Source organism: Acidithiobacillus ferriphilus (assembly GCF_018854775.1).
GTDB lineage: Bacteria > Pseudomonadota > Gammaproteobacteria > Acidithiobacillales > Acidithiobacillaceae > Acidithiobacillus > Acidithiobacillus ferriphilus.
The window spans coordinates 1-20,435 of sequence record NZ_JAAZTY010000023.1 but is presented as its reverse complement, the minus strand read 5'-3'; the positions used below and the strand labels follow the sequence as shown (position 1 = coordinate 20,435).

Genomic DNA, 20,435 nt, shown 5'->3' with positions numbered 1-20,435 from the left:
CATAAGGTAGCCCTGTGAAAGCATTTGTCAGCCATGCCCTGCAAGGGGCGCTTCAACAACTCCACGCCCAGGGCAGCATCCCAGGGATTCCCGCCACCCTGGAGCTGGATCGCCCCAAACAGGTGGAACATGGCCATCTCGCCAGCAACATCGCCCTGCTCCTCGCCAAAGCGGTCGGACGCAAGCCCCGCGACATCGCCAACGATATCGTCGCGGCCCTGCCTGCCTCGGAATGGATTGCCCGCACCGAGATTGCCGGCCCCGGCTTCATCAATTTCTTTTTGCGGCCCGCCGCCTTTCACGCCGTCATCCACCGGGTACGTACCGAAAAAGAGCGCTTCGGCGCCAACCGAAATGGCGTCGGCCAGCGCCTGCAACTGGAGTTCGTCTCCGCCAACCCCACCGGCCCCCTGCACGTCGGGCATGGGCGCGGCGCCGCCTATGGCGCCAGCCTCGCCAATATCCTCCGCTTTAACGGCTTCGACATCTTTTGTGAATACTATGTCAACGACGCCGGGCGGCAAATGGATATTCTCGCGGCCAGCGTCTACCTGCGCTATCTCGAAGCCGCCGGGGCGCTGCCCTGGCCCTTCCCTGAGAACGGTTATCGCGGCGACTATGTGGGCGAAATAGCGGCGCATCTCCGGGAGCAGGTCGGCGACCGCTTACAGCACGCGGCGGCCGGATTGCCGAACCTGCCCGAGATGAGCGACGGTGATATCGCCATCGACGCCCTCATCGCCCACCTGAAGCAGTCCCTCGGTGCCGACTATCGCACCCTGCACAGCGCCGGATTGGACGAGATTCTCGCCGACATCCGCGAGGATCTGGAGGGCTTCGGTGTGCATTACGAGCGCTGGTATTCCGAGCGCAGCCTGATGGATACGGGTGCGGTCGATGCTGCCGTCGCCGCCCTCGAAAAAGCCGGACATTGTTACACCCAGGAGGGCGCCCTCTGGTTCCGCGCCACTGCCTTTGATGACGACAAGGACCGGGTTTTGCGTCGCGACAATGGCGCCTACACCTACTTTGCCTCCGATGTGGCCTACCATGCTGAAAAATTTGCCCGCGGCTTCACCCACGTCATCGACATGTGGGGTGCGGACCATCACGGCTATGTGCCCAGAGTCAAGGCCGCCCTGCGCGCCCTCGGTCTGGAAGACGAACGCCTGGAAGTCGTCCTCGTCCAGTTCGCCATCCTCTATCGCGGTACGGAAAAAGTCTCCATGTCTACCCGTGCCGGCGAGTTTGTCACCCTGCGCGAACTGCGCGAGGAAGTAGGCAATGATGCCGCGCGTTTCTTTTATGTGCTGCGCCGCGCCGACCAGCATCTGGACTTTGATCTGGAACTGGCCAAAAAGCACTCCGAAGAAAACCCGGTATTTTATATCCAGTATGCCCACGCCCGGGTGTATTCCCTGCTGCGGCAAGCCGCAGAAAAGAGCCTCAGCCTGCCTTCAGCAGACGACGTCGACCTGGAAATCCTCCAGGAGCCCCGCGAAATCGCACTTGCCGACACCCTCTGGCGCTTCCCGGAAGTAGTGGCCACGGCAGCCCGTGATCGCGAACCACATCAGCTTGCCTTCTATCTCAGGGAGTTGGCCGCGGCCTTCCACACCTACTACAATTCGACCAGAATTCTGGTGGAGGAAACGCCGCTGCGCCACGCCCGCCTGACGCTCTGTTTGACCGTCGCGCAGACTATTGCCAACGGACTACGACTGCTCGGCGTCAGCGCACCGGAGCAGATGTAAAGGGTTATGCGCGATTACAAAAATCAAACCAGCCGCCCGCGAGCGCCAGAGCCGCGCCCGCCCATCCCACCACGGCGGACGGTCGAGCTGGAAGATGACACCGAGCGAACGCCCCCCCCTCCGGCACTGAACTGGCCTTGGGTGTTGCTGCTTCTTCTGGTAATCATGCTCAGTGCGGGGGTCTGGTGGTGGATAGCACAAATCCACATCACCACCGGAAAGCTCGGTTTAATCAATAGCGGGACAAGACTACCGGCGGCGGTGGCCTTCAGCAATAGCGCGCCGGCAATCGCTCAGCAACAGCCTGTTAGCTCGGCAGCGTCCACATCGACTGCCCTGGCGACCATACAAACTCCGGTGCGCGACCCGCTCGCCGTCGTCACCTCCAGCAGCGCCGCTGCGGCCTCCACAGCCGCCACTCGCAGCGGCGTCGATTTCAATTTTTATCAGATATTGCCCGCCATGCATGTGGACATTCCTGCCGACATCCTCGGGAACGGTCCCGGTATCCCCAGTGCGGCGACCACCAGCAGCACCAGCGCCGTCCACCAGCCGGTGACCATTCAGGTCGGCGCCTTCACCAATCGCGCCGCCGCCGCCGTCCTGCGCGATCGTCTTGCTCTGCTGGGGGTCAGCACCCAGATGGAAAAGGTGGAAGCGGGCGATAACAACACCCTCTACCGGCTCCGCACCAACACCTTCGATTCTCTGGCAGCGGCCCAACCCACCCTTGCAAAAATCCGCGGCATGGGCATCACTCCGCTGCTGCTGGGCAGCGGAATCATCGGCTCCGGGGTCAATGCACCGCTGTCACAATCTCCAACGCCTTGATCGCGGCAGCCGGAGTTTCCTGGCCGCTCAGCACTCGGTTCAGCCCTGGCAGGTAGTGGTTGATGGTCTCCACGCCAACCAGCAGATAAGGACGCAACAGGGCAGTGCTCAACACGGTGGCAGGCGCCTGGAGAATCGTCTTGAAGTTGACTTCTCCATCCTCCATATCGAGCTCAAAGTTACCCAGAGCCAGCCCATAGTTGGCACGGGTCAGAAACTCCGCCACCGCCAGGCGTTTTCCCATCGTTATCTCCAGATTCTGGGGACGCAGGTAAAACAGGATACGCTCCCGTTCGCCATGCACATGGCAAAAAATGTCCAGAACGCCATTAGGTACCTGCAACGCGCAAGTGAGGACCGGATAATCGGGCAGTGTTTTCGCTTCCCATTCCAGTTCGACAAACAGTTTCTCGGCAACTTCCAAATGATTCATGATCACTTTCCCTGTTCAGCAGTGGCCTCGGCGAGGCGGAAAAAGGCGGCCTGATCCAGCGTCTCGGCGCGGCAACCGGGATCGATCTGCAAACCTCGCAAGTCGTCCGCACTCAAAATGCCGCGCAGATTATTGGCGAGTGTCTTGCGGCGCTGGGCAAAGCTGGTGGCCACAATCCGCGCAAAAGGCACCTGCAAATGGAGTGGTAGCAACCCTGGACGATGCGGTACCAGGCGCATGAAGGCCGAATCCACTTTGGGCACCGGAAAGAAATTGCCAGGAGCCACCGTGAACAGTGATTCCACCGCACAGTGCGCCTGTATCATCACCGAGAGCCGCCCGTAAGCTTTGGTTCCTGGCACCGCCACCATACGGTCCACCACCTCTTTTTGCAGCATGAAGTGCATATCCCGCACCTGTTCCGCCTGCTCCAGTATATGAAAAATCAGCGGCGTCGCTACATTGTAAGGCAAGTTACCCACCACCCGCAGGATATTCCCGGCACCGGCCAGTGCCGGGAAGTCGATCTCCAGCGCATCCGCCTGTATGACCTGTAGCTGCTCCGGCGACGCCAGCGCGTGCAAACCGGCAATCATATCCCGATCCAGCTCTACCACCGTCAACTGCGGCAAAAGACGAAGCAAAGCCTTGGTCAGCGCCCCCGGCCCCGGCCCGATCTCCACCAATTGATCGCCGGGCACGGGGCGAATAGCCGCCACAATACGCGCAATGATCTGCGGCTGAACCAGAAAATTCTGTCCGAAACGCTTTTTTGCACGCGGCAGGCGCCCCTCTTGCAACATTAGCACATCTTCATGCTATATTTGGTCGACGCCTCTAGCAGGCGATGCGAAACGGAAAGTCTATGCACCTCGTGCTGCGCCTTGACGTCGGTGGTCGTCCCATGGCCTGGGAAACCTGGGAAGAAGCCGCGGCCCATTATGTCCGAGGTAATGTTGCCTGGACACTGGGGAATCCTTTCTTTACCGCTCACGGCGGCATCTGCCGCCGCAGTGGCATTCTCTCGCAACTCGACATTCATCCGGTCATCGCCGTCCGTGGCCGTCATCAGGGCAGCATTCGCCCTCCGGCACTGTCCAACCAAACCTTGTTTCATCGTGACCGTCATCTCTGCATGTACTGTGGCAAACACTTCCCCCTCCGCGAACTCACCCGTGACCATATCATTCCCATCTCGCGCAAGGGCAGGGATATCTGGACCAACGTGGTGACCGCCTGCCGCAGTTGCAACAGTCGCAAGGACAACCGCACCCCCGACGAAGCGCACATGCCGCTGCTCGCGGTGCCCTTCACCCCGACCTGGGCCGAGTATCTGCTGCTCAGTAATCGGCGCATTCTCGCCGATCAGATGGAATTCCTGGTCGCCCAGGTGCCAGCGGGACGCAACCGCATTTTTTGAGTATGCAGACCGGCCTGCGGCAGGCATCAACGGCCCGCGAGGCGCCGGTTGCGGACGATTTCCGCAGCGACATCCAGCGCCCGCAGCAAGCTGCCTCCTTCTGCCAGGCCCGTGCCCGCCACATCCAGCGCCGTGCCGTGGTCCACACTGGTGCGCACCATAGGCAGACCCAAGGTAATATTTACCGCCTCACCAAAGGCATGGTACTTCAGCACCGGCAGCCCCTGGTCGTGATACATCGCCAGCACCGCATCGGCATCTTCCAGCAGGCGCGGGGTAAACAGGGTGTCGGCCGGCCACGGGCCGCTGACCCGCAACCCCTCTCTCTGCAAGGCTGCTATCACTGGCGCGATGATATCCTGTTCCTCATGCCCCAGGTGCCCGCCCTCCCCGGCATGGGGATTCAGACCAGCGACCAGAATACGGGGTGCCGAAAGGGCGAAGTCTTCACGCATGGCCCGGTGCAGGATGCGCAATGTACCCTCCAACCCTTCCGGGGTAATGGCTGCCGCCACTTGAGCCAAAGGCAGATGAGTCGTCGCCAGCGCCACCCGCAGGCCGCGACCAGCCAGCAGCATGACCACCTCCGGACTGCCACAGGTATCCGCGAGATATTCTGTATGCCCGGTAAAGGGAATCCCCGCGTCGTTGATGATGCCCTTGTGCACCGGGGCCGTTACCAGTGCATCCGCAGCGCCTGCCCGTAACAGGTGCATCGCTTTATCCAGGGTAGCCAATACCGCCGGTGCATTAGCCACATCCAGATGGCCGGGGCGACAAGGCTGAGCCAGGGGCACGTCCAGCACATGCAACACACCGCTTCCCGGCGCTGACCAGGGATTGCCCTCCTGCCAGGGCTCCAGTCGCAGCGATAAACCCAGAGTCAGGGCGCGGCTGCGCAGACATTGCAGGTCGCCAATGAGCAGGACCCCGGAGGGCAAGGCATGGCTGGCCAATTGCAGGCAAATATCCGGGCCGATGCCTGCGGGTTCTCCCACCGTCAGCAACAAACGTGGCTCTGCGATCATTCCCCAACCTCCTCGGGCAGCACTTCCACTACCCCTTCCGGTCCTTCAATCCGCTGCGGAATACGCAAGACCCGTACCCGCATCAGGCGATCCCGAATATCGATAGTGAGCACATCACCCACCTGCACCATCGCCCCCGCCTTAGCCAGCCGACCGTTGATCTGCACACATCCGCCATCACAGATTTCTTTGGCCAGACTGCGGCGCTTGATCAGGCGTGACATCTTGAGGAAAAGATCCAGACGCAAATGGTCCACCAAAATTAGCGCCCTTGTCCGAGGATATCCGTGAAGGCATCTTCCAGACGTGGCTCCTGAAGGCGTAAATCCAGGATCTGGGCGGGCAATTTTTGCAATTGTGCCAGGACGCCCCCCAACGGGCTTCTCCGGGCGTCAATCCTGAGTACCCGGGTATTTTCTGCGGCACCGGTCAGTAACTCCGCCAATTCGGGAGGGAGCGTGCCCGGATCGCGGTCAAAGGTCACCGTGAGCACCCGCCAACTGGAGGTACGCAGCAATGCATCCTTGCTGTCCAAGGCAACCATTCGTCCCTGCTGGAGAATGGCGATCCGCTGACAGAGTTCCTCGGCCTCTTCCAGATAATGGGTGGTGAGAATGACCGTACGGCCCTCTTCATTATACCGTCGCATAAAACGCCAGAGCCCCTGACGCAGTTCCACATCAACCCCGGCAGTCGGCTCATCCAGCACCACCACCGGGGGCCTGTGCACCAAAGCCTGGGCGATAAGCACCCGCCGCTTCATGCCACCGGACAAAGCGCGCAAATTGGCGTTGGCCTTGTCCGTCAGATCCAGTTCCGCCATCAACTCATCCAGCCAGTCATCATTGTGACGCAAACCAAAATAGCCGGATTGCATGCGCAGAAATTCGCGCACGGTAAAAAAGGGGTCATAGGCCAACTCCTGGGGCACGACCCCCAGCAACTGACGGCTCCGGCGAAAATCCCGCTCCACATCAAAGCCGAAGATTTCTGCCACCCCGCTCGAACGGCGCACAGTCCCGGCCAGGATGTTGATCAGCGAAGATTTCCCCGCACCATTGGGGCCCAGCAGACCAAAAAACTCTCCGGCATGCACATCCAGATCTACGCCAGCCAAGGCCAAATGGCCGCTGCCATAGGCTTTGCGCAACCCGGCGATGTGAATAGCCGGGAGATCAGTCATGGCACAGCGGCAAAATATCCTGCAGACGATACAAACTCGCCAGTTCTTGCAGCTTGGAAGACGCCCCATGAATGCGTAGCGCGGTTCCACGCTGCCTGGCCTGCTGTACCCACTCCATCAACACGGCAAGCGTCGCGCTGTCCGCAGCCTCTAGCTCCACGACGGAAATTTCTGTGCAGCCCTGTCCGTCTTTCACCCATGCGAAGGATCGCAGCAGCTTATCCAGTGGTGCCACCCGCCAGTCCCCTTGCAGAAACAGCCAAGGAGCACCGTCAATCATCCGTCGCTCCCAGGAGGCCGCTGCGCTCAAGCGGCCGCCGCCGTTTTGCCTGGTGCCTTGCCCATGCCATCCTTGGCCTTCATATCCTGGAGCAGAGCGGGGATTCCACGGCTCGCGACGATCTGGCCAAAGCTCTGCCGGTAATTCAGCACCATGCTGACCCCGTCAATATAGGTGTTGTAAATCCGCCAGGAGTTGTTGATGTAGAGCAGGGCATAAATCACCGGAACATCTGGACCACTACCGTTCTGACGAATAACCATGTTCACTTGTGCCACTGGCGGATTCTGGGAGATCTGCTGGCTGCCAGTGATTTTTACCGTCTGCCCGTGGTAATGATTGAGTGAATTACTGTAGGTACGCACCAGCAGATCCTTGAACAGCACCACAAATTCCTGCTGCTGGGCCGGATCCATCTGCCGCCAGTACCGCGCCATCACGTATTGCGACATGGTGGTGAAATCCATGTGCGGCAAGACGATATCCGCCACCTCTTTCTTCACGGCTGGCGTGATGGGCTTGCCGTCATTGGAGCGCAGCACCTTGAGTACACTATTGGTAAGCTGCTGAACCACCGCTACCGCCCCCTGCGTATCTTCTGCCGCAGCAGGCAGCGTCCAGGCCAGCAAAAAAAATGCCAGCGAAATCAAAGAAATTTGACGCATACCGAATCCTCCCTATTTGCTACCCGAGGCCTTATCAAAGACCATCTGGCCGATTAGCTGATCAATATTGACCGCGCTTTGCGTCATGGTAATGGTGCCACCCGGCTTCAGCTCCTGCGGCATTCCACCCGGCTGAACGGCCACATACTGCTCGCCCAGCAACCCCTCGGTGTAAATGGACGCACCCGTATCCGTCGGCAATTTCACCTTCGGTTCGATACGCATGGTCACCTTCGCCATGAAGGTCTTGGGGTCCATACCGATGTGGGTCACCTCACCGATCGTGACCCCACCCAGTCTGACCGGGCTGCGCACCTTGAGACTGCCCACATTGGTGAAATTCGCATGCAGTACGTAACCGTCGTTGTAGGCGAAGCCGGAGAGGTTCCCTACGCGCAGTGCCAGCACCATCAAAGCAGCGATGCCGAGAAGCACAAAGATGCCCACCCACCAGTCTATCGCTCGTTTTTCCATGCGCCGTCTACCCCTTAGGTGAACAAGAAAGCCGTGAGAATGAAATCGAGACCCAGCACCGCCAGCGATGCCGTCACCACGCTGCGCGTCGTGGCGTTACCCACGCCTTCCGCTGTCGGCTGTGCCGCGTAACCCTGCCAGGCAGCGATCCAGGTCACCACCAGCCCAAAGCAAAGAGCCTTGAACAGACCAGTCAGGATATCACCGGAAAACGTGACATTAGACTGCATCTGCGCCCAGAAAGTGCCACCATCCACGCCCAGCACCGGCACCGAAATGAGGTATCCACCCAAGATGCCGACCAGATCAAAAATAGCGCAGAGTATAGGCACGACGATAATCCCCGCCCAGAGGCGGGGCGCCACGACCCAGGCAAATGGGTTGACCGCCATCATTTCCATGGCGTTTAGCTGCTCCGTCGCCTTCATGGAACTGATTTCGGCGGTCAGCGCCGACCCCGCCCGCCCGGCGAAGAGCAGCGCCGTCAACACCGGCCCCAGCTCGCGCAGGAGCGACAGGGCGACCAGGGTGCCCAGTGCCGAAGTGGCGCCAAAGCGCACCAGCGCGTAATACCCCTGAAAACCCAACACCATACCCGTGAAGAAAGCGGCGACCATCATCAGGAGCAGCGACCGCACCCCAAAGCCATACACCTGCTTGAGCAGTTGTTGAATGCTGAAATGGCGGTTGATCACCGCCACCAAACTCCGCAGCAGAAAACGCGCCGCGGCCCCCAAGTTGGGGATCGTCAGCAATACCCGTCGCCCCAGATTCGGCACGAAATCCAGAAAGGCCATGCTCTAAATCACCTCACCCGCAGCCGCCGAACTCATCAAAGCGGTAGCGTAGTTATCTCTGGCTGGATAATGAAAGGGCACCGGCCCATCCGGCTGCCCACCGAGAAACTGCCTGGCCAGTTCTGAATCACTGGCCCGCAAGACTTCTGGCGAACCTTCCGCAATGATTTTGCCGCCCGCGAGGATATAACCATAATCCGCGATAGAAAAAGTCTCCTGCACATCGTGACTGACGAGAATACTGGTCGCGCCCAGGGCATCATTGAGGCGACGGATCAGAGTCGCGATAATTCCCACACTGATGGGGTCCAAGCCGGTGAAGGGCTCATCGTAAAAAATCAGCATCGGATCCATCACCACCGCACGGGCCAGCGCCACCCGCCGAGCCATGCCGCCGGAGAGCTCGGCGGGCATCAATCCAGCCGCACCCCGCAATCCCACCGCCTCCAGCTTCATCAACACCAGTTTACGCAAGATACCCTCGCTCAGCCGGAAATGGCGTCGCAGAGGAAAAGCAACATTCTCAAAGGCGCTAAAATCGGTAAACAGGGCGCTGTGCTGAAAAAGCATGCCCATGCGGCGGCGCAAACGGTATAGGTCCTCAAAATCCAGCGCTTGCAGATCCTGCCCTGCCACCCGTATGCGCCCGGACTGTGGCGCCAGGGTGCCGGCCATCAGATTCAGCATGGTCGTCTTGCCGCCACCACTCGCTCCCATGAGGGAGACGATGGCCCCTTGGGGAATACGCATATCCACCCCCGCCAGGACCAGATGCGGCCCCCGGGAAAAGTGCACGTTTTCCAGTTCGACAAGGGCCTCAGCGGCCATGGGCACCCTCTACTTTTGCGGTCATGGCGCACAGTATAAACCGAACGGTCAGCATGGGGCCAGAACGCCGCGCAGAAGCGATGAGAATCACCCCTCGTTACCCGCTAAAAATCCTTGCATCCTCAACGCATACGTGTATAGTTCGTCGTCTGTTTCCACGGCACCGAAAGCAGTTACTAAGGGGGTCAGTCCTTAAGAGATTTGGAGCAAAGCATCGTTCCAGCAAGGTAGGGCATAAAACCAAGTACTGTCTGGGGGTGCACGGGAGCTACTTCTTAACCGTTTATTAACTTTGGTAAGGGGGGCACCTATGCGCTCATTGGGACATCAAATCGTCGCAGATTTTTACCATTGTGACGGCAGTACCTTGTCTGATGTTGATTATGTTACAGATGCCATGCTCGAGGCCGCCCGGCGTGCCAATTGCACCATCGTGACGCAAACTTTTCACCACTTCTCACCCTATGGGGTGAGTGGCGCCGTCATCGTCGCCGAGTCGCATCTGGCCATTCACACTTGGCCGGAATATGGCTACGCAGCGGTGGATATTTTCACCTGCGGCGATATCATCCAGCCCGAGGATGCCTTGAATTATCTCAAGGAAGCCTTTGGCGCCGGGCAAGTCTCCACCATGGAGATGAAGCGCGGGCAAGTGGATATGATGGGCGTTCCTGCCCATGAGTTGCGCGTCAAGCCGGTTCTCTGCGCTTGAAATGACTCACAGCGGTAACAGGCGGACCTGGGTAACCGGTCCGCCCTTTTCTTTTGCGCGTTTCTTCCGCAAAATCCCCCGCGAGCACCCCACCATCCCCAGCGTCGAGAGAGGCGGTTATGAGCACAGAACTGTGGTACACCGAGCGCTATGAAGAGCACGGTGCAGCATTGAGCCTGAAAATCCGCGAAGTGCTGCATCGCGAGCAGAGTCCTTATCAGGTCATTGAGATCTTCGAAACCGAGCAGTTCGGCACCCTCATGACGCTGGACGGATTGGTGATGGTCACCGACCGCGACAACTTTCTCTATCACGAAATGATGAGCCATCCAGCCCTCTTCACCCACCCGATGCCCAAACGGGTACTGATCATCGGCGGTGGTGACTGCGGCACCCTGCGCGAGGTGCTGCGCCACCGGGAAGTAGAAGAAGCCACGCAGGTTGAGCTGGATGAGCGGGTCACCCGCGTCGCCGAGCGTTTCTTCCCGGAACTCTGTGAGAAAAATAATGACCCCCGCGCCCATTTTCACTTTACCGATGGCATCGCCTGGGTCAAAGAGGCGGAGGCGGGACGCTATGATGTGATCATCGTCGACTCCACCGACCCGGTCGGACCGGCGGCGGGGCTTTTCGCCACGGACTTTTACGCGGCTTGCCACCATGCGCTGGCCGATCAGGGCGTGCTGGTGGCCCAGTCTGAATCTCCCTTGTTGCATGCCAACCTGATCCGTCAGTGCCAACAACGCATGACGGAAGCGGGCTTTGACGCGGTGAACAGCGTGTACTTTCCGCAGTTCTGCTATCCCTCCGGCTGGTGGAGCGGGACACTGGGACGCAAGGGTCTGGCTATGGATGCGTTTCGCGCTGACGATGCCCATGCTTTTTCGGGCACGCATTATTATCACGCCGGGATGCAACTGGCGGCGCAGGTCGCGCCGGCCTTTCTGCTGCCTTGAGCGATCATCTCCGGACAGGTGTTTAGAATCCGTCCGCAGCGCGCGGTCCGATGACCGGGCGCTGCGGACAATAATTCCACAGATGCAGGGCGGGGACTTCATGCTCCCAACCCAGGCACGAAATGCTGCCCGGGTCCAGATGCAGATGCTCACCAAAACGCAACTCCAGCCTCAGCCAACGGGCGGCCAGCGCCCGCAGAATGTGGCCATGGGCAAAGCACAGCACATGACGGTGGCCCTTCTCATCCCATTCCTCAAGCAGCCCGTCGCAACGGGCGCTGACGGCTTCCGGACTTTCACCACCCGGTCCACCGCAACGGAAAATACTCCATTTCGGATTTTCTCGACGAATTTCGGCTGTCGTCATGCCCTCATAGCGGCCATAGCGCCACTCACAGAGTCCCTGGTGTAGTTCAGGATCGGCAAATCCCGCGAGAATGGCTGTGTGCTGCGCCCGCAGCATAGGGCTGGAGTAAACGCCATCAAAATGTCCCTGCTCCACAAAGGATCCCCAGAGCGCTTGCGCGTCTACCCGACCCTCCGCCGTCAATGCCACATCGGTCACCGAGGTATGTTTGCCGCTATCCGACCATGCCGTCATGCCATGCCGCACCAGGGTGATGGATTCTATCTTCATGGGAAACCTCCAAGTGAATCGCCGATTCTTCAGGGCGACCCCCTATATCTCCGCTTCGCCTTCTTCGCTGCCCGTTTCTTTGAAGGCGGCGGGATCCAGGTGGTAACGACGCAGCAGGCGATAAAACTCCGTCCGGTTGCGCTGCGCCAATTGTGCAGCCTGACTCACGTTGCCCCGGGTCATGCGCATAATCTGGATCAGATAATGCATTTCGAAGCGGCCCTTGGCATCGGCCAGGGGCATGACTTCACCCTCTCTGTCGCGCAGAGCGTGGCGGATGAGGGGTGCACCGATTCGCGGAGTGGTAGACAGCACCACCGCCTGCTCAATGACGTTGGCCAGTTGTCGGACGTTACCCGGCCAAGGCGCTCCCACCAGCAGTTCCATGGCCTCCGGCGCGATACCACGGACATCCTTGCGGTTTTTGGCCGCCGTATCGCGTAAAAAAAACTCGGCCAGCAGCGGGATATCCTCGGGGCGCTCGGCCAGGGCAGGCAAATCCAGGGTTACCACACAAAGGCGATAATAGAGATCATCCCGGAATCGCCGGGCAGCCATTTCCAGCTCCAGATCCCGGTGACTCGCAGAGATGATCCGCACATCCACGGCAATGCTCTCGGTGGCGCCAACAGGGCGGATTACCCGTTCCTGCAGGGCTCGCAGCAGTTTGACCTGCAGGGAGAGGGGCATGTCGCCGATTTCATCGAGAAAGAGGGTGCCGCCATCCGCCGCCTGAAACAGGCCCTGATGATTATTGGCCGCGCCGGTAAAAGCGCCCTTTTTATGCCCGAAGAGTTCCGACTCCAGGAGTTGCTCGGGAAAAGCGGCACAGTTGAGTGCGATAAAGGCCTGATTGCGGCGCGGACTGGCCTGATGAATGGCCTGCGCCAGCAATTCTTTACCCGTACCGCTGGCACCATGCACAAAAACACTGGCATCAGACGCCGCCACCAGACGCGCCTGATCCAGCACCGTCTGCATTTTTGGACTGCGGGTCAGGATACGGTCCCAACTGGAATCCCTGCCCTTCTTATCCGAGGAGGGTGGAACCGCCGCGGTCAGGCTGAAGGCGCGTTCGACCTGCGCCATCAGATCCTTGCCGTCAAAGGGTTTGGTGAGGAAGGCAAAGACGCCCTGATCTGCCGCCAGCAAAGCATCAGGGATGGAACCATGGGCAGTGAGGATGATGACGGGCAAAGTCGGATAGTCACGGCGGATGGCATCGAGCAGCGCCATCCCGTCCATCTCGTCCATCTTGAGATCAGTGATGACCAAAGACGGATGCTCCATCGCCAGCACCGAGAGCGCCTCGTTGCCACTGGCGGCGGTACTGACGGCATAGCCGGCCGTTTTCATACGCAAAGACAACAAACGCAAGAGATCAGCGTCATCATCCACCAATAAAATTCTGCCTTTTTCCATTCGGTTTAGTGCCCCTGAGGCAAGCGCGCGTTTTTTTCGATTTGTACCAGTTCATCAAGCTTTTTACGCAAAATCATCTCGCGCTGTCGGGACTCGGCAAGCCGGTTTTGCAAATCATTCGCCCGCGCCTCCAGTTTTTGGTAGCCGGGATCACCCGCCCGGGCATCGGCAAGTTGTTTACTCAAGCTGGCGGCTTCCGTTTTTTCAGAAAAACAACTCGCCGTACTCGCAGTCACTGGCGTAGCTTTTTCCAGTGCCGCAATCTGGGCTTGCAAGGCCGCCAGGGTGCTGGTCTTTATCACCTGTTCACCTGGCTTGAGGGTCACTGTGTTGGGGGGGGATGATATCAACGGTGTGGCTGCGCAACCCGCCAAGGTCAGCACGATAAGCACCGTGGGAAGCGATATGATCGATGAGCGGTAGGCGCAACCGGAAACACGCCCCTGGCGTTTCTTTGTCCAGCAATTCAAGACTTCCCCCATAACTCAGTACATATTCCCTGGCGATGGCCAGTCCCAACCCGCTGCCCTCGACCTTCCCGGCATCCGAGGCCTCGCCCCGGTAGAGAATATCGAAAATCTTTTCACGCTCTGCGGGCGCCACACCCGGCCCCTCATCCTGAACATCAAGGACCGCTTGGCCGTCCTGTACCTGCAAATATATCCGTATGGTAGCGTTTTGCGGCGAGAACTTCACGCCATTTGACAATAAATTATCGCAAATAGTCCGCAGACGGTCTTCATGACCACGCACCCGCACGTCGGCCAACTCCGTGACCAGATGCAGCGATTTGCTGCGCAGACTGGGCTTATAACTCAACAGCAGGTCCTCCACCACCGCTGTCAGGGAGATATCCTGCACCATACCCGCGCCCACCGGTCCCTCGGCCAGACTGAAACGCAGGAGATCCTCAATCAGTCGCTGCAGACGTAGGCTGTTGTCGCGAACAATATGCACAATCTCCTGCTGCTCGTCGGCACCCAGTTCATGACCCAGGTCCTCCTGGAGCAGCTCTGCGCCCTCACGGATGGCCGTCAGCGGCGTCTTCAACTCATGGGAAAGCTGCCGCAGGAAATGTAATTTCGCCGCCTCCAATGCATTGAGTCGATTACGCAACCACTCCAGACGATCGCCCAGACTGGCGATGTCTCGCGGCCCCTGCACGGCGATGGGCGTTTCCAGATCACCATCACCGAGACCGGAAACCGCCTGGTCAAGACGCCGGATTGGGCGGGTGATCAGCACGATAAACAGGATCGCAAAGGCAATGGAGAGTGGCAACACCAGCAGCACTTCTACAATGGTCAGACGCTTGATCGCCAGTGCCCGCGTGCCCAACTTGGCCACCTCGGTGCTGATGCCTTCATTGACATCACTTTGCAGGTGTTGCGCCTCAGCGCTGGCACGGCTGAAGTCGCTCTCCAGTGCACCGCGATTTCCCCCTAACGACACCAGCGGCAGCATTTGGCGAGCATGGGCCAGATGATCGGCCAAACGTTGAAGACGTCGTCGATCAACGGGAGACGGCCCGGCGGCAGCAAATCGGGCACTGGATTTCTTGTACTCCGTAAAACTCTGATCATAGAGCACCAGTAAAGCCTGGTCCTGTAACACCGTATATTGCAGCCCGTAGCGCTCCATGGAGCGCACCGCGTTATTCATCCGGTTGGCAGCATCGCTCATAGCCACCGCGCGCAGAATACTCACCTGCCCCTGCTCGGCAAAATGGGCAATAGAAATGGTCACACTGACAATGACCAGCACCAATGGCACAATGACCAGGCCAAAGCCAATGACAGCCAGTTTGGAAATGGAACTCGGGCGTAATGCCATAGACCGGCAGGCTCCGACGCAGAAAGAGAGTCTCAGCGTAGGTTCGTGCGCTGGAAAGTGCAAGAGCTATCGCGCCAAGTGCAACCGCAAAGCGGTTCCAATCTTCGCGCTCGGTAGGGCTGTTTTTCGACAGCGTAGCCATGCTTTTAATAGCTGTTATGTAGCATCTATATAAGGGGTTTAGGGCGCAGGCGGTACGTAGCCTTCAGGTGCCTGGGCACCATCGCCAAAGAAATAGGCTTCCATCTGTTTTTCCAGGAATGTCCGCGATTTGGGATCAATGGGAGAAAGACGATACTCGTTGATGAGCATGGTCTGGTGTTTGAGCCAGCCCTGCCAGGCTTCCTTAGAGACCTCTTGATAAATTCGCGCGCCAAGGGCGCCAGGATAGGGCGGACGATCAAGACCTTCGGCCTCATGGCCGAGTTTTACGCACTGTACCATTCGTGACATAACGGAAGCTCCTCGATGACTCTGGGATGGATAACACTGTGTGGCTCTATATTACCTGAACTCGCCGCCCAGGAATAAGCCACAAGGCATGGCCGCTTAAGTGGGCGGCACAGATAACCCAAAACGGGGGTTAGCAACCCCCGCTCCTCTCCCGTAAAATCCGCCGAATGGGCGTGGGCAATCCTTGTGCCAGGGCGTCTGCGGGGCGATGCCAACGCAGGGTGGCGGCCGAATCCGCAACAGCGCTGCCCCAAACGCGCGCATGGACACAGCGAAAGCGCAACTGAAAGTGGGTAAAAACATGTTGCTGTTCTTCCTCTAATGCCCTCAGTTGGAGATTCAGCCCCAGCCGACGCGACCAGGCCGCTTGCAACGATTGCCGCACGGCAGGGGTGTCTTCCAGCGGATGCAGGGTACCACTACAAAGGACGGGGAATGCACCGCCATCGGGTGCCGCCTGAGGCAAACACCAGAGCCCCCCCCAGATACCGGAATCCGGCCGCTTTTCCAGCAATATCTGCCCTTCCGTATCCACGACCAGGAGAAAAAAGGCACAGCGCTGCGGTTTTGGGGCCTTGTTAACGATCGCCGGCAGGGCATGACTGCGTCCCTGGGCATGGGCCAGACAACGATCGACTAAGGGACAGGCCACGCAGCGCGGCTGGCGTGGGGTGCAGATCATGGCACCGAGGTCCTGAATGGCCTGATTGTAACCATGGGCATCCTCAGGAGTAAGGGCGCTGGCCAGTGTCCAGAGCCACTGCTGCGTCGCAGCGGCCTTCGGATCAGCATCTATGGCATGGCTACGGATGAGCACGCGCCGGGCATTGGCGTCGAGGATGGCCTGTCTGTGTCCGAAAGCACTGGCGAGCACCGCAGCGGCCGTACTGCGGCCCACTCCCGGCAGGGTGACGGCTGCTTCGAGGGTGTTGGGAAAGTGACCACCGAAGCGTGTAACCACCTCCTGCGCCGCGCGCTGGGCGTTGCGGGCACGGGCATAATAACCGAGCCCACTCCACAGGGCGAGCACTTGGTCCTGCGCCGCCGCCGCCAATGCCTGCCAGCTCGGCAACGCCTGCAAAAAGCGGGCGTAATAGGGTCTGGCGCTCTCCACCTGCGTTTGCTGCAACATGATTTCTGCAAGCCAGAGATGATAGGGATCGCGGCTCTGGCGCCACGGCAGGTCGTGGCGCCCATGGCAGGCGTACCAGTCCAGCAGGGCTTCCGCAATGGGGATCATGGCTGCGCTTTGGAATTTGTGCTGCGAATAATCAGATCGCGGGCGCGCATTTTGCCCCAAAGGAGCTTGGCGACGTGGATTTCACCAGTGACTGGCCACTGCTGCGGCAGGGCGGGAAGCCGCGCCGCATTGCCCGCTTGGGGAGCCGGCATATATCGCCCGAGATTGAGCCGCGCCACGCTCAGATTGACATCAATAGCCAGCGGTCTCCAGGTCCCCGATATTTTGCCCATCCAGGCACTGTGATCCAACTCGCCCTGGGTGACGATCCACTGAAAATGGGGATTGTCCAACTGGACTGTACCCGTCGACGTCAATCGTTGCAAAGCATCAGGGTCGGTCAACTTCGGCAAGGGCAGCCCCCAGCGGGTGGCCAGCTGGGGCAAACGCCGAATGGTAACCTGATAGGCCAAGTGACCCCGCAACACCTTCCAGTTAAGGTCCACTGCTCGGACTTGGAGTGCCAGTTCATCCCCCACGATCAGCGCGCCGTCCTGCACTGCAAGCTGGCTTTGCGCCATGTTCAGACGTAACGCCTGCAGGCGCAAATGTGCCTGACCGTGCCCGCGCGCTTGCCAACGGATGCGCAGCGCCGGCACGACCATGTCCTTTACTGTGCTTTGGAGTGCTGGAATAGTCACCTGCAGGAGCATCGGATCGATGGTCGTACCCACTTGCAAAAAAATATTCCGCGCGACCACCGCCGGCGCCATCTCGGCCGCAAAATGCCAGCGCCCGACTTTTCCCCGCCAGTGCCAGCCACCCGCCAACTGACTGGGTCCCTTCGCCAGCACCTGCCCATTCACGGCCGTTAGGGACAGGGTATGTCCGGCCACACCCGACCAGCGCAGCGTGCCATCGCGAATTATCATCTTACCTGGCAGGGAAAGCGCAGCACCACCTGCGTTAGCGACGCCTTTCCATGGCCCGTTAAGCACGGGTGCGTCCAGCACAATTTGCCGGGGTTGCATCTGGCCGTGCAGGAGGGAGTGCCAGCCTAGTGCCACCATGAGCCGACTTGCGCTGAACTGCGGATGGGCCGCCGAACCGACGCGCAGACCCACCAACGTGATCCGCAGTTGCTGTTTTCCCCAACGCCATTCCGGGTCGGCGGCGAAATGCACCGGCTGCTGCAAGCGGGCAGCAAAAATCCCCTCTAAAACGTAGCGGGGACCACCTCCGAACCAGAACAGCACGGCACCCAAAACGACAAAGATCAACACGACAATAACAGACGTCGTGATCCTGCGCAGAATCAGCCTAGCTATGCCCACCCCCCGGCAACACCGGCATTTCGCCGGAAAGCGCGCGCGCAGCCAACGCCTCGGCATCCACGATGGTGGTCTGCCGGATCGCTTCCTTGACCTCGGGAATGGCACCGGAATACATGCTGAATTCACGCAACCCCAATCCCAGCAGCAAGGCCGTGAAGGCCGGATTCGCGGCCATCTCGCCGCACATGGCCACGGGAATGTCCCGTGCATGGCCGGCGGCGATGGTGTGTTGGATCATCGCCAATACCCCGGCATGCAAGGGATCAAAAAGATCATTGACGTCATCATCACCGCGATCCACCGCCAGCGCGTACTGAATCAGATCGTTAGTGCCGATGGAGAAAAAATCTGCCCGCCCGGCAAAGTAGTGCGCTGCCATGGCCACGGCAGGCACTTCCACCATAATTCCCAGAGGCATATCCGGGTCACAGTTATGCCCTTCGGCGCGCAATTCTGCCTGCAACTCGCTGACCAGCGCCCGGGTTTGCAACAATTGCCCCATACTGCTGAGCATGGGCAGCATCAGTCGTACCGGCCCCAGTGCCGAGGCCCGAAGAATGGCGCGCAGATGCGGCCGGAACCACTCCGGACGCCGCAGACAAAGACGCAGCCCACGCAAGCCAAGGGCCGGATTGAGCGCAGCGTGGAGCCCCGCATCGTCGTCACGCAGGCCCTTGTCGGCGCCGATGTCGAGAGAACGGATGGTCACCGGTGCCCCATCCATCTGCTCTACCACTCGGGCAAAGGCGTGGAACTGCTCTTCCTCAGCCGGGATGTCCGGGCGATTCATGAAGAGAAATTCGCTGCGATAAAGGCCGACACCATCCGCATTCATGCGCCGCACCATATCGATATCATCTGGCAATTCAATATTAGCGCGCAGATGAATAAGCACCCCGTCTGCGGTTATCGCGGGCAGGTCACGCTGCTCTTCCAGAAGTCGCCTACGCCTCTGCCGCTGCTCCTGCAAAGCCTGATATTGCTGCAATATCAGGGCATCCGGCGCAACCAGCAGAATTCCCTGATCCCCATCGACAATCACCACATCGCCACTGCGCAGCAGGCGCGTCGCCGAATGCGTGCCCACCACGGCAGGCAGACCAAGACTTCTGGCAAGAATAGCGGAGTGGGAGTTTGCGGCACCAAAGTCAGTTACCCAGGCGAGCACCTTGTCTTTTTTCATCAACACCGTATCGGCTGGCGTCAGATCCTCGGCGATGATGATCTGACCCTCGGCGCTCTGCAGGACAGGGGTCTTTACACCAATCAGGTGACGCAAAACCCGGTCTATCACCTGAATAATATCTTCCCGCTTGGCGCGCAAATACGCGTCTTCCATGCGGTCAAAAATCTCCAGCAGCCGCTCCCGCTCCAAATGAATAGCCCAGGCGGCATTGCGATGTTCATCACGAATAGACCGCAGGGGCCGCTCGCGCAGCGCTGGATCATCGAGCATCAACAAGTGCGCATCAATAAAAAGACGGGTATCTTGCGGAGCATCACTCGGGATTGCGTCGCGCACCGAGAACAACTCATCCCGGGCGCTGCTCAAGGCTGCACGCAGGCGCAACACTTCCGGTTCTACATCTTCAGGCAATAGTATATGTTCTGGGATATCGAGAGTGGTCGACTCCAGTACCAACGCCGTACCGATGGCGATGCCACCAGAGGCGCCGATTCCCGCCAGTTCAAAACTCATGATTCTTCACCAAAACGATCCGCCGCGAGGGCGAGCAAGGCATCGGCACAAGCCTGCTCCTCCTCGCCATCCGTTTCCAGGGTCAGAACGGTCCCCTGCGCCGCAGCGAGGGTCATTAGCCCCATGATGCTCTTACCATTGACCCGCTGACCGTTACGTACCAACCAGACCGTGCAGGGATAGCGCGCCGAAAGGCTGACAAATTTAGCCGAAGGTCGCGCATGCAAGCCGAGCTGATTGATAATGGGATAATCTACGCGCAGGGTCACCGCCACTTGCCTCCTTTCTCATGACCAAAAATCACTCAGGCATCCTCAGCAGGACAGCGTGCGGGCGCTGTTCGAGAATATCGGCGATCCCCTGGACGCCGCCTTCCAGAGCACCTTGGCGCGCCGCCGCCAGACCGTCACTGCGCCGCGATAAGGCACGCAGGAGCATCGCCAGATTAAGACCACTCACCGCCGCTACACGACCTTCCGGAAGAGTGGCCGGAATGAGATTGGCGGGGGTGGCGCC

The 20,435-nt window shown here is 59.4% G+C and carries 24 protein-coding genes and 1 pseudogene; 5 read left to right on the top strand and 20 right to left on the bottom strand.

The features are described 5' to 3' along the window. Window positions 1-14 precede the first annotated feature (14 nt). Both argS and HF921_RS01910 read left to right on the top strand, forming a co-directional pair. Window positions 15-1,754, top strand: coding sequence for an arginine--tRNA ligase (argS, locus tag HF921_RS01915; protein WP_215892441.1), 1,740 nt, complete (start codon window positions 15-17; stop codon window positions 1,752-1,754). Window positions 1,755-1,760: 6 nt separating this feature from the next. Continuing rightward, window positions 1,761-2,585 (top strand): SPOR domain-containing protein, encoded by an 825-nt coding sequence (locus HF921_RS01910; RefSeq protein ID WP_064218860.1) that lies wholly within the window; start codon window positions 1,761-1,763, stop codon window positions 2,583-2,585. Here HF921_RS01910 and HF921_RS01905 read toward each other — a convergent pair. Both HF921_RS01905 and rsmA read right to left on the bottom strand, forming a co-directional pair. Further along, window positions 2,551-3,018, bottom strand: coding sequence for a type III secretion system chaperone family protein (locus HF921_RS01905; protein ID WP_215850462.1), 468 nt, complete (start codon window positions 3,016-3,018; stop codon window positions 2,551-2,553). The genes HF921_RS01910 and HF921_RS01905 overlap by 35 nt on opposite strands. Before the next feature lie 2 nt (window positions 3,019-3,020). Next, the gene (gene rsmA, locus HF921_RS01900) at window positions 3,021-3,821 is read right to left on the bottom strand and encodes a 16S rRNA (adenine(1518)-N(6)/adenine(1519)-N(6))-dimethyltransferase RsmA (protein ID WP_064218862.1); all 801 of its coding nucleotides are present in this window, start codon (window positions 3,819-3,821) and stop codon (window positions 3,021-3,023) included. 62 nt (window positions 3,822-3,883) lie between these two features. On the opposite strand from rsmA, the gene HF921_RS01895 reads away from it, so the two are divergent. Next, window positions 3,884-4,438: an HNH endonuclease gene (locus HF921_RS01895; RefSeq protein WP_064218863.1), complete on the top strand. Its 555-nt coding sequence runs from the start codon at window positions 3,884-3,886 to the stop codon at window positions 4,436-4,438. Window positions 4,439-4,464: 26 nt separating this feature from the next. Here the strand turns inward: HF921_RS01895 and pdxA are convergent, their stop codons facing one another. Genes pdxA through HF921_RS01855 form a run of 8 tightly spaced genes read right to left on the bottom strand, consistent with a single transcriptional unit; the run spans window position 4,465 to window position 9,693 of the window. Further along, entirely contained in the window at window positions 4,465-5,466 is a 1,002-nt protein-coding gene (gene pdxA, locus HF921_RS01890; protein WP_215892442.1) for a 4-hydroxythreonine-4-phosphate dehydrogenase PdxA, read from the bottom strand. After that, on the bottom strand, window positions 5,463-5,723 hold the full coding sequence (locus tag HF921_RS01885; RefSeq protein WP_229065888.1) for an RNA-binding S4 domain-containing protein: 261 nt from the start codon (window positions 5,721-5,723) through the stop codon (window positions 5,463-5,465). Before HF921_RS01885 ends, pdxA begins: the two co-directional genes overlap by 4 nt. A gap of 5 nt (window positions 5,724-5,728) precedes the next feature. Further along, complete coding sequence (locus HF921_RS01880) at window positions 5,729-6,649, bottom strand: ABC transporter ATP-binding protein (protein ID WP_215850234.1); 921 nt, start codon at window positions 6,647-6,649, stop codon at window positions 5,729-5,731. Next, a complete protein-coding gene (locus HF921_RS01875; protein ID WP_226834275.1) occupies window positions 6,642-6,959 on the bottom strand; it encodes an STAS domain-containing protein in 318 nt (105 codons plus the stop codon). Before HF921_RS01875 ends, HF921_RS01880 begins: the two co-directional genes overlap by 8 nt. Further along, window positions 6,956-7,594, bottom strand: coding sequence for an MlaC/ttg2D family ABC transporter substrate-binding protein (locus HF921_RS01870; protein WP_064218867.1), 639 nt, complete (start codon window positions 7,592-7,594; stop codon window positions 6,956-6,958). The genes HF921_RS01875 and HF921_RS01870 overlap by 4 nt, the downstream gene beginning before the upstream one ends. A gap of 12 nt (window positions 7,595-7,606) precedes the next feature. After that, window positions 7,607-8,068, bottom strand: a complete 462-nt coding sequence (mlaD, locus tag HF921_RS01865) for an outer membrane lipid asymmetry maintenance protein MlaD (protein WP_215892443.1) — start codon at window positions 8,066-8,068, stop codon at window positions 7,607-7,609. Window positions 8,069-8,082: 14 nt separating this feature from the next. Beyond that, window positions 8,083-8,865 (bottom strand): lipid asymmetry maintenance ABC transporter permease subunit MlaE, encoded by a 783-nt coding sequence (gene mlaE / locus HF921_RS01860; RefSeq protein WP_064218869.1) that lies wholly within the window; start codon window positions 8,863-8,865, stop codon window positions 8,083-8,085. Between the two features lie 3 nt (window positions 8,866-8,868). Further along, window positions 8,869-9,693, bottom strand: coding sequence for an ABC transporter ATP-binding protein (locus tag HF921_RS01855; protein WP_215892444.1), 825 nt, complete (start codon window positions 9,691-9,693; stop codon window positions 8,869-8,871). A gap of 310 nt (window positions 9,694-10,003) precedes the next feature. Here HF921_RS01855 and speD point away from each other — a divergent pair, with 310 nt between their 5' ends. Continuing rightward, complete coding sequence (gene speD / locus HF921_RS01850; protein ID WP_064218871.1) at window positions 10,004-10,405, top strand: adenosylmethionine decarboxylase; 402 nt, start codon at window positions 10,004-10,006, stop codon at window positions 10,403-10,405. A 119-nt stretch (window positions 10,406-10,524) separates the two neighbouring features. Further along, entirely contained in the window at window positions 10,525-11,361 is an 837-nt protein-coding gene (gene speE / locus HF921_RS01845) for a polyamine aminopropyltransferase (protein ID WP_215879705.1), read from the top strand. Between the two features lie 22 nt (window positions 11,362-11,383). Here the strand turns inward: speE and HF921_RS01840 are convergent, their stop codons facing one another. From HF921_RS01840 to HF921_RS01795, 10 genes and pseudogenes are all read right to left on the bottom strand, one after another. Beyond that, the gene (locus tag HF921_RS01840) at window positions 11,384-11,998 is read right to left on the bottom strand and encodes a histidine phosphatase family protein (protein WP_064220119.1); all 615 of its coding nucleotides are present in this window, start codon (window positions 11,996-11,998) and stop codon (window positions 11,384-11,386) included. A gap of 42 nt (window positions 11,999-12,040) precedes the next feature. Continuing rightward, a complete protein-coding gene (locus HF921_RS01835) occupies window positions 12,041-13,420 on the bottom strand; it encodes a sigma 54-interacting transcriptional regulator (RefSeq protein ID WP_215893208.1) in 1,380 nt (459 codons plus the stop codon). A 5-nt stretch (window positions 13,421-13,425) separates the two neighbouring features. After that, window positions 13,426-13,722: a hypothetical protein gene (locus HF921_RS01830; protein WP_319025467.1), complete on the bottom strand. Its 297-nt coding sequence runs from the start codon at window positions 13,720-13,722 to the stop codon at window positions 13,426-13,428. Window positions 13,723-13,726: 4 nt separating this feature from the next. Beyond that, window positions 13,727-15,253 (bottom strand): HAMP domain-containing sensor histidine kinase, encoded by a 1,527-nt coding sequence (locus HF921_RS01825; protein ID WP_215893207.1) that lies wholly within the window; start codon window positions 15,251-15,253, stop codon window positions 13,727-13,729. Window positions 15,254-15,433: 180 nt separating this feature from the next. Next, a complete protein-coding gene (locus tag HF921_RS01820; RefSeq protein ID WP_064220116.1) occupies window positions 15,434-15,706 on the bottom strand; it encodes an oxidative damage protection protein in 273 nt (90 codons plus the stop codon). Between the two features lie 130 nt (window positions 15,707-15,836). Then, window positions 15,837-16,946: an A/G-specific adenine glycosylase gene (gene mutY / locus HF921_RS01815; RefSeq protein WP_064220115.1), complete on the bottom strand. Its 1,110-nt coding sequence runs from the start codon at window positions 16,944-16,946 to the stop codon at window positions 15,837-15,839. Next, window positions 16,943-18,220: an AsmA family protein gene (locus HF921_RS01810; protein ID WP_319025466.1), complete on the bottom strand. Its 1,278-nt coding sequence runs from the start codon at window positions 18,218-18,220 to the stop codon at window positions 16,943-16,945. The genes mutY and HF921_RS01810 overlap by 4 nt, the downstream gene beginning before the upstream one ends. Continuing rightward, window positions 18,207-19,919, bottom strand: a complete 1,713-nt coding sequence (ptsP, locus tag HF921_RS01805) for a phosphoenolpyruvate--protein phosphotransferase (RefSeq protein WP_215892447.1) — start codon at window positions 19,917-19,919, stop codon at window positions 18,207-18,209. Before ptsP ends, HF921_RS01810 begins: the two co-directional genes overlap by 14 nt. After that, the gene (locus HF921_RS01800) at window positions 19,916-20,188 is read right to left on the bottom strand and encodes an HPr family phosphocarrier protein (RefSeq protein WP_215892448.1); all 273 of its coding nucleotides are present in this window, start codon (window positions 20,186-20,188) and stop codon (window positions 19,916-19,918) included. The genes ptsP and HF921_RS01800 overlap by 4 nt, the downstream gene beginning before the upstream one ends. Window positions 20,189-20,219: 31 nt before the next feature. Then, window positions 20,220-20,435 (bottom strand): annotated as a pseudogene (locus tag HF921_RS01795) (PTS sugar transporter subunit IIA); the annotation flags it as partial.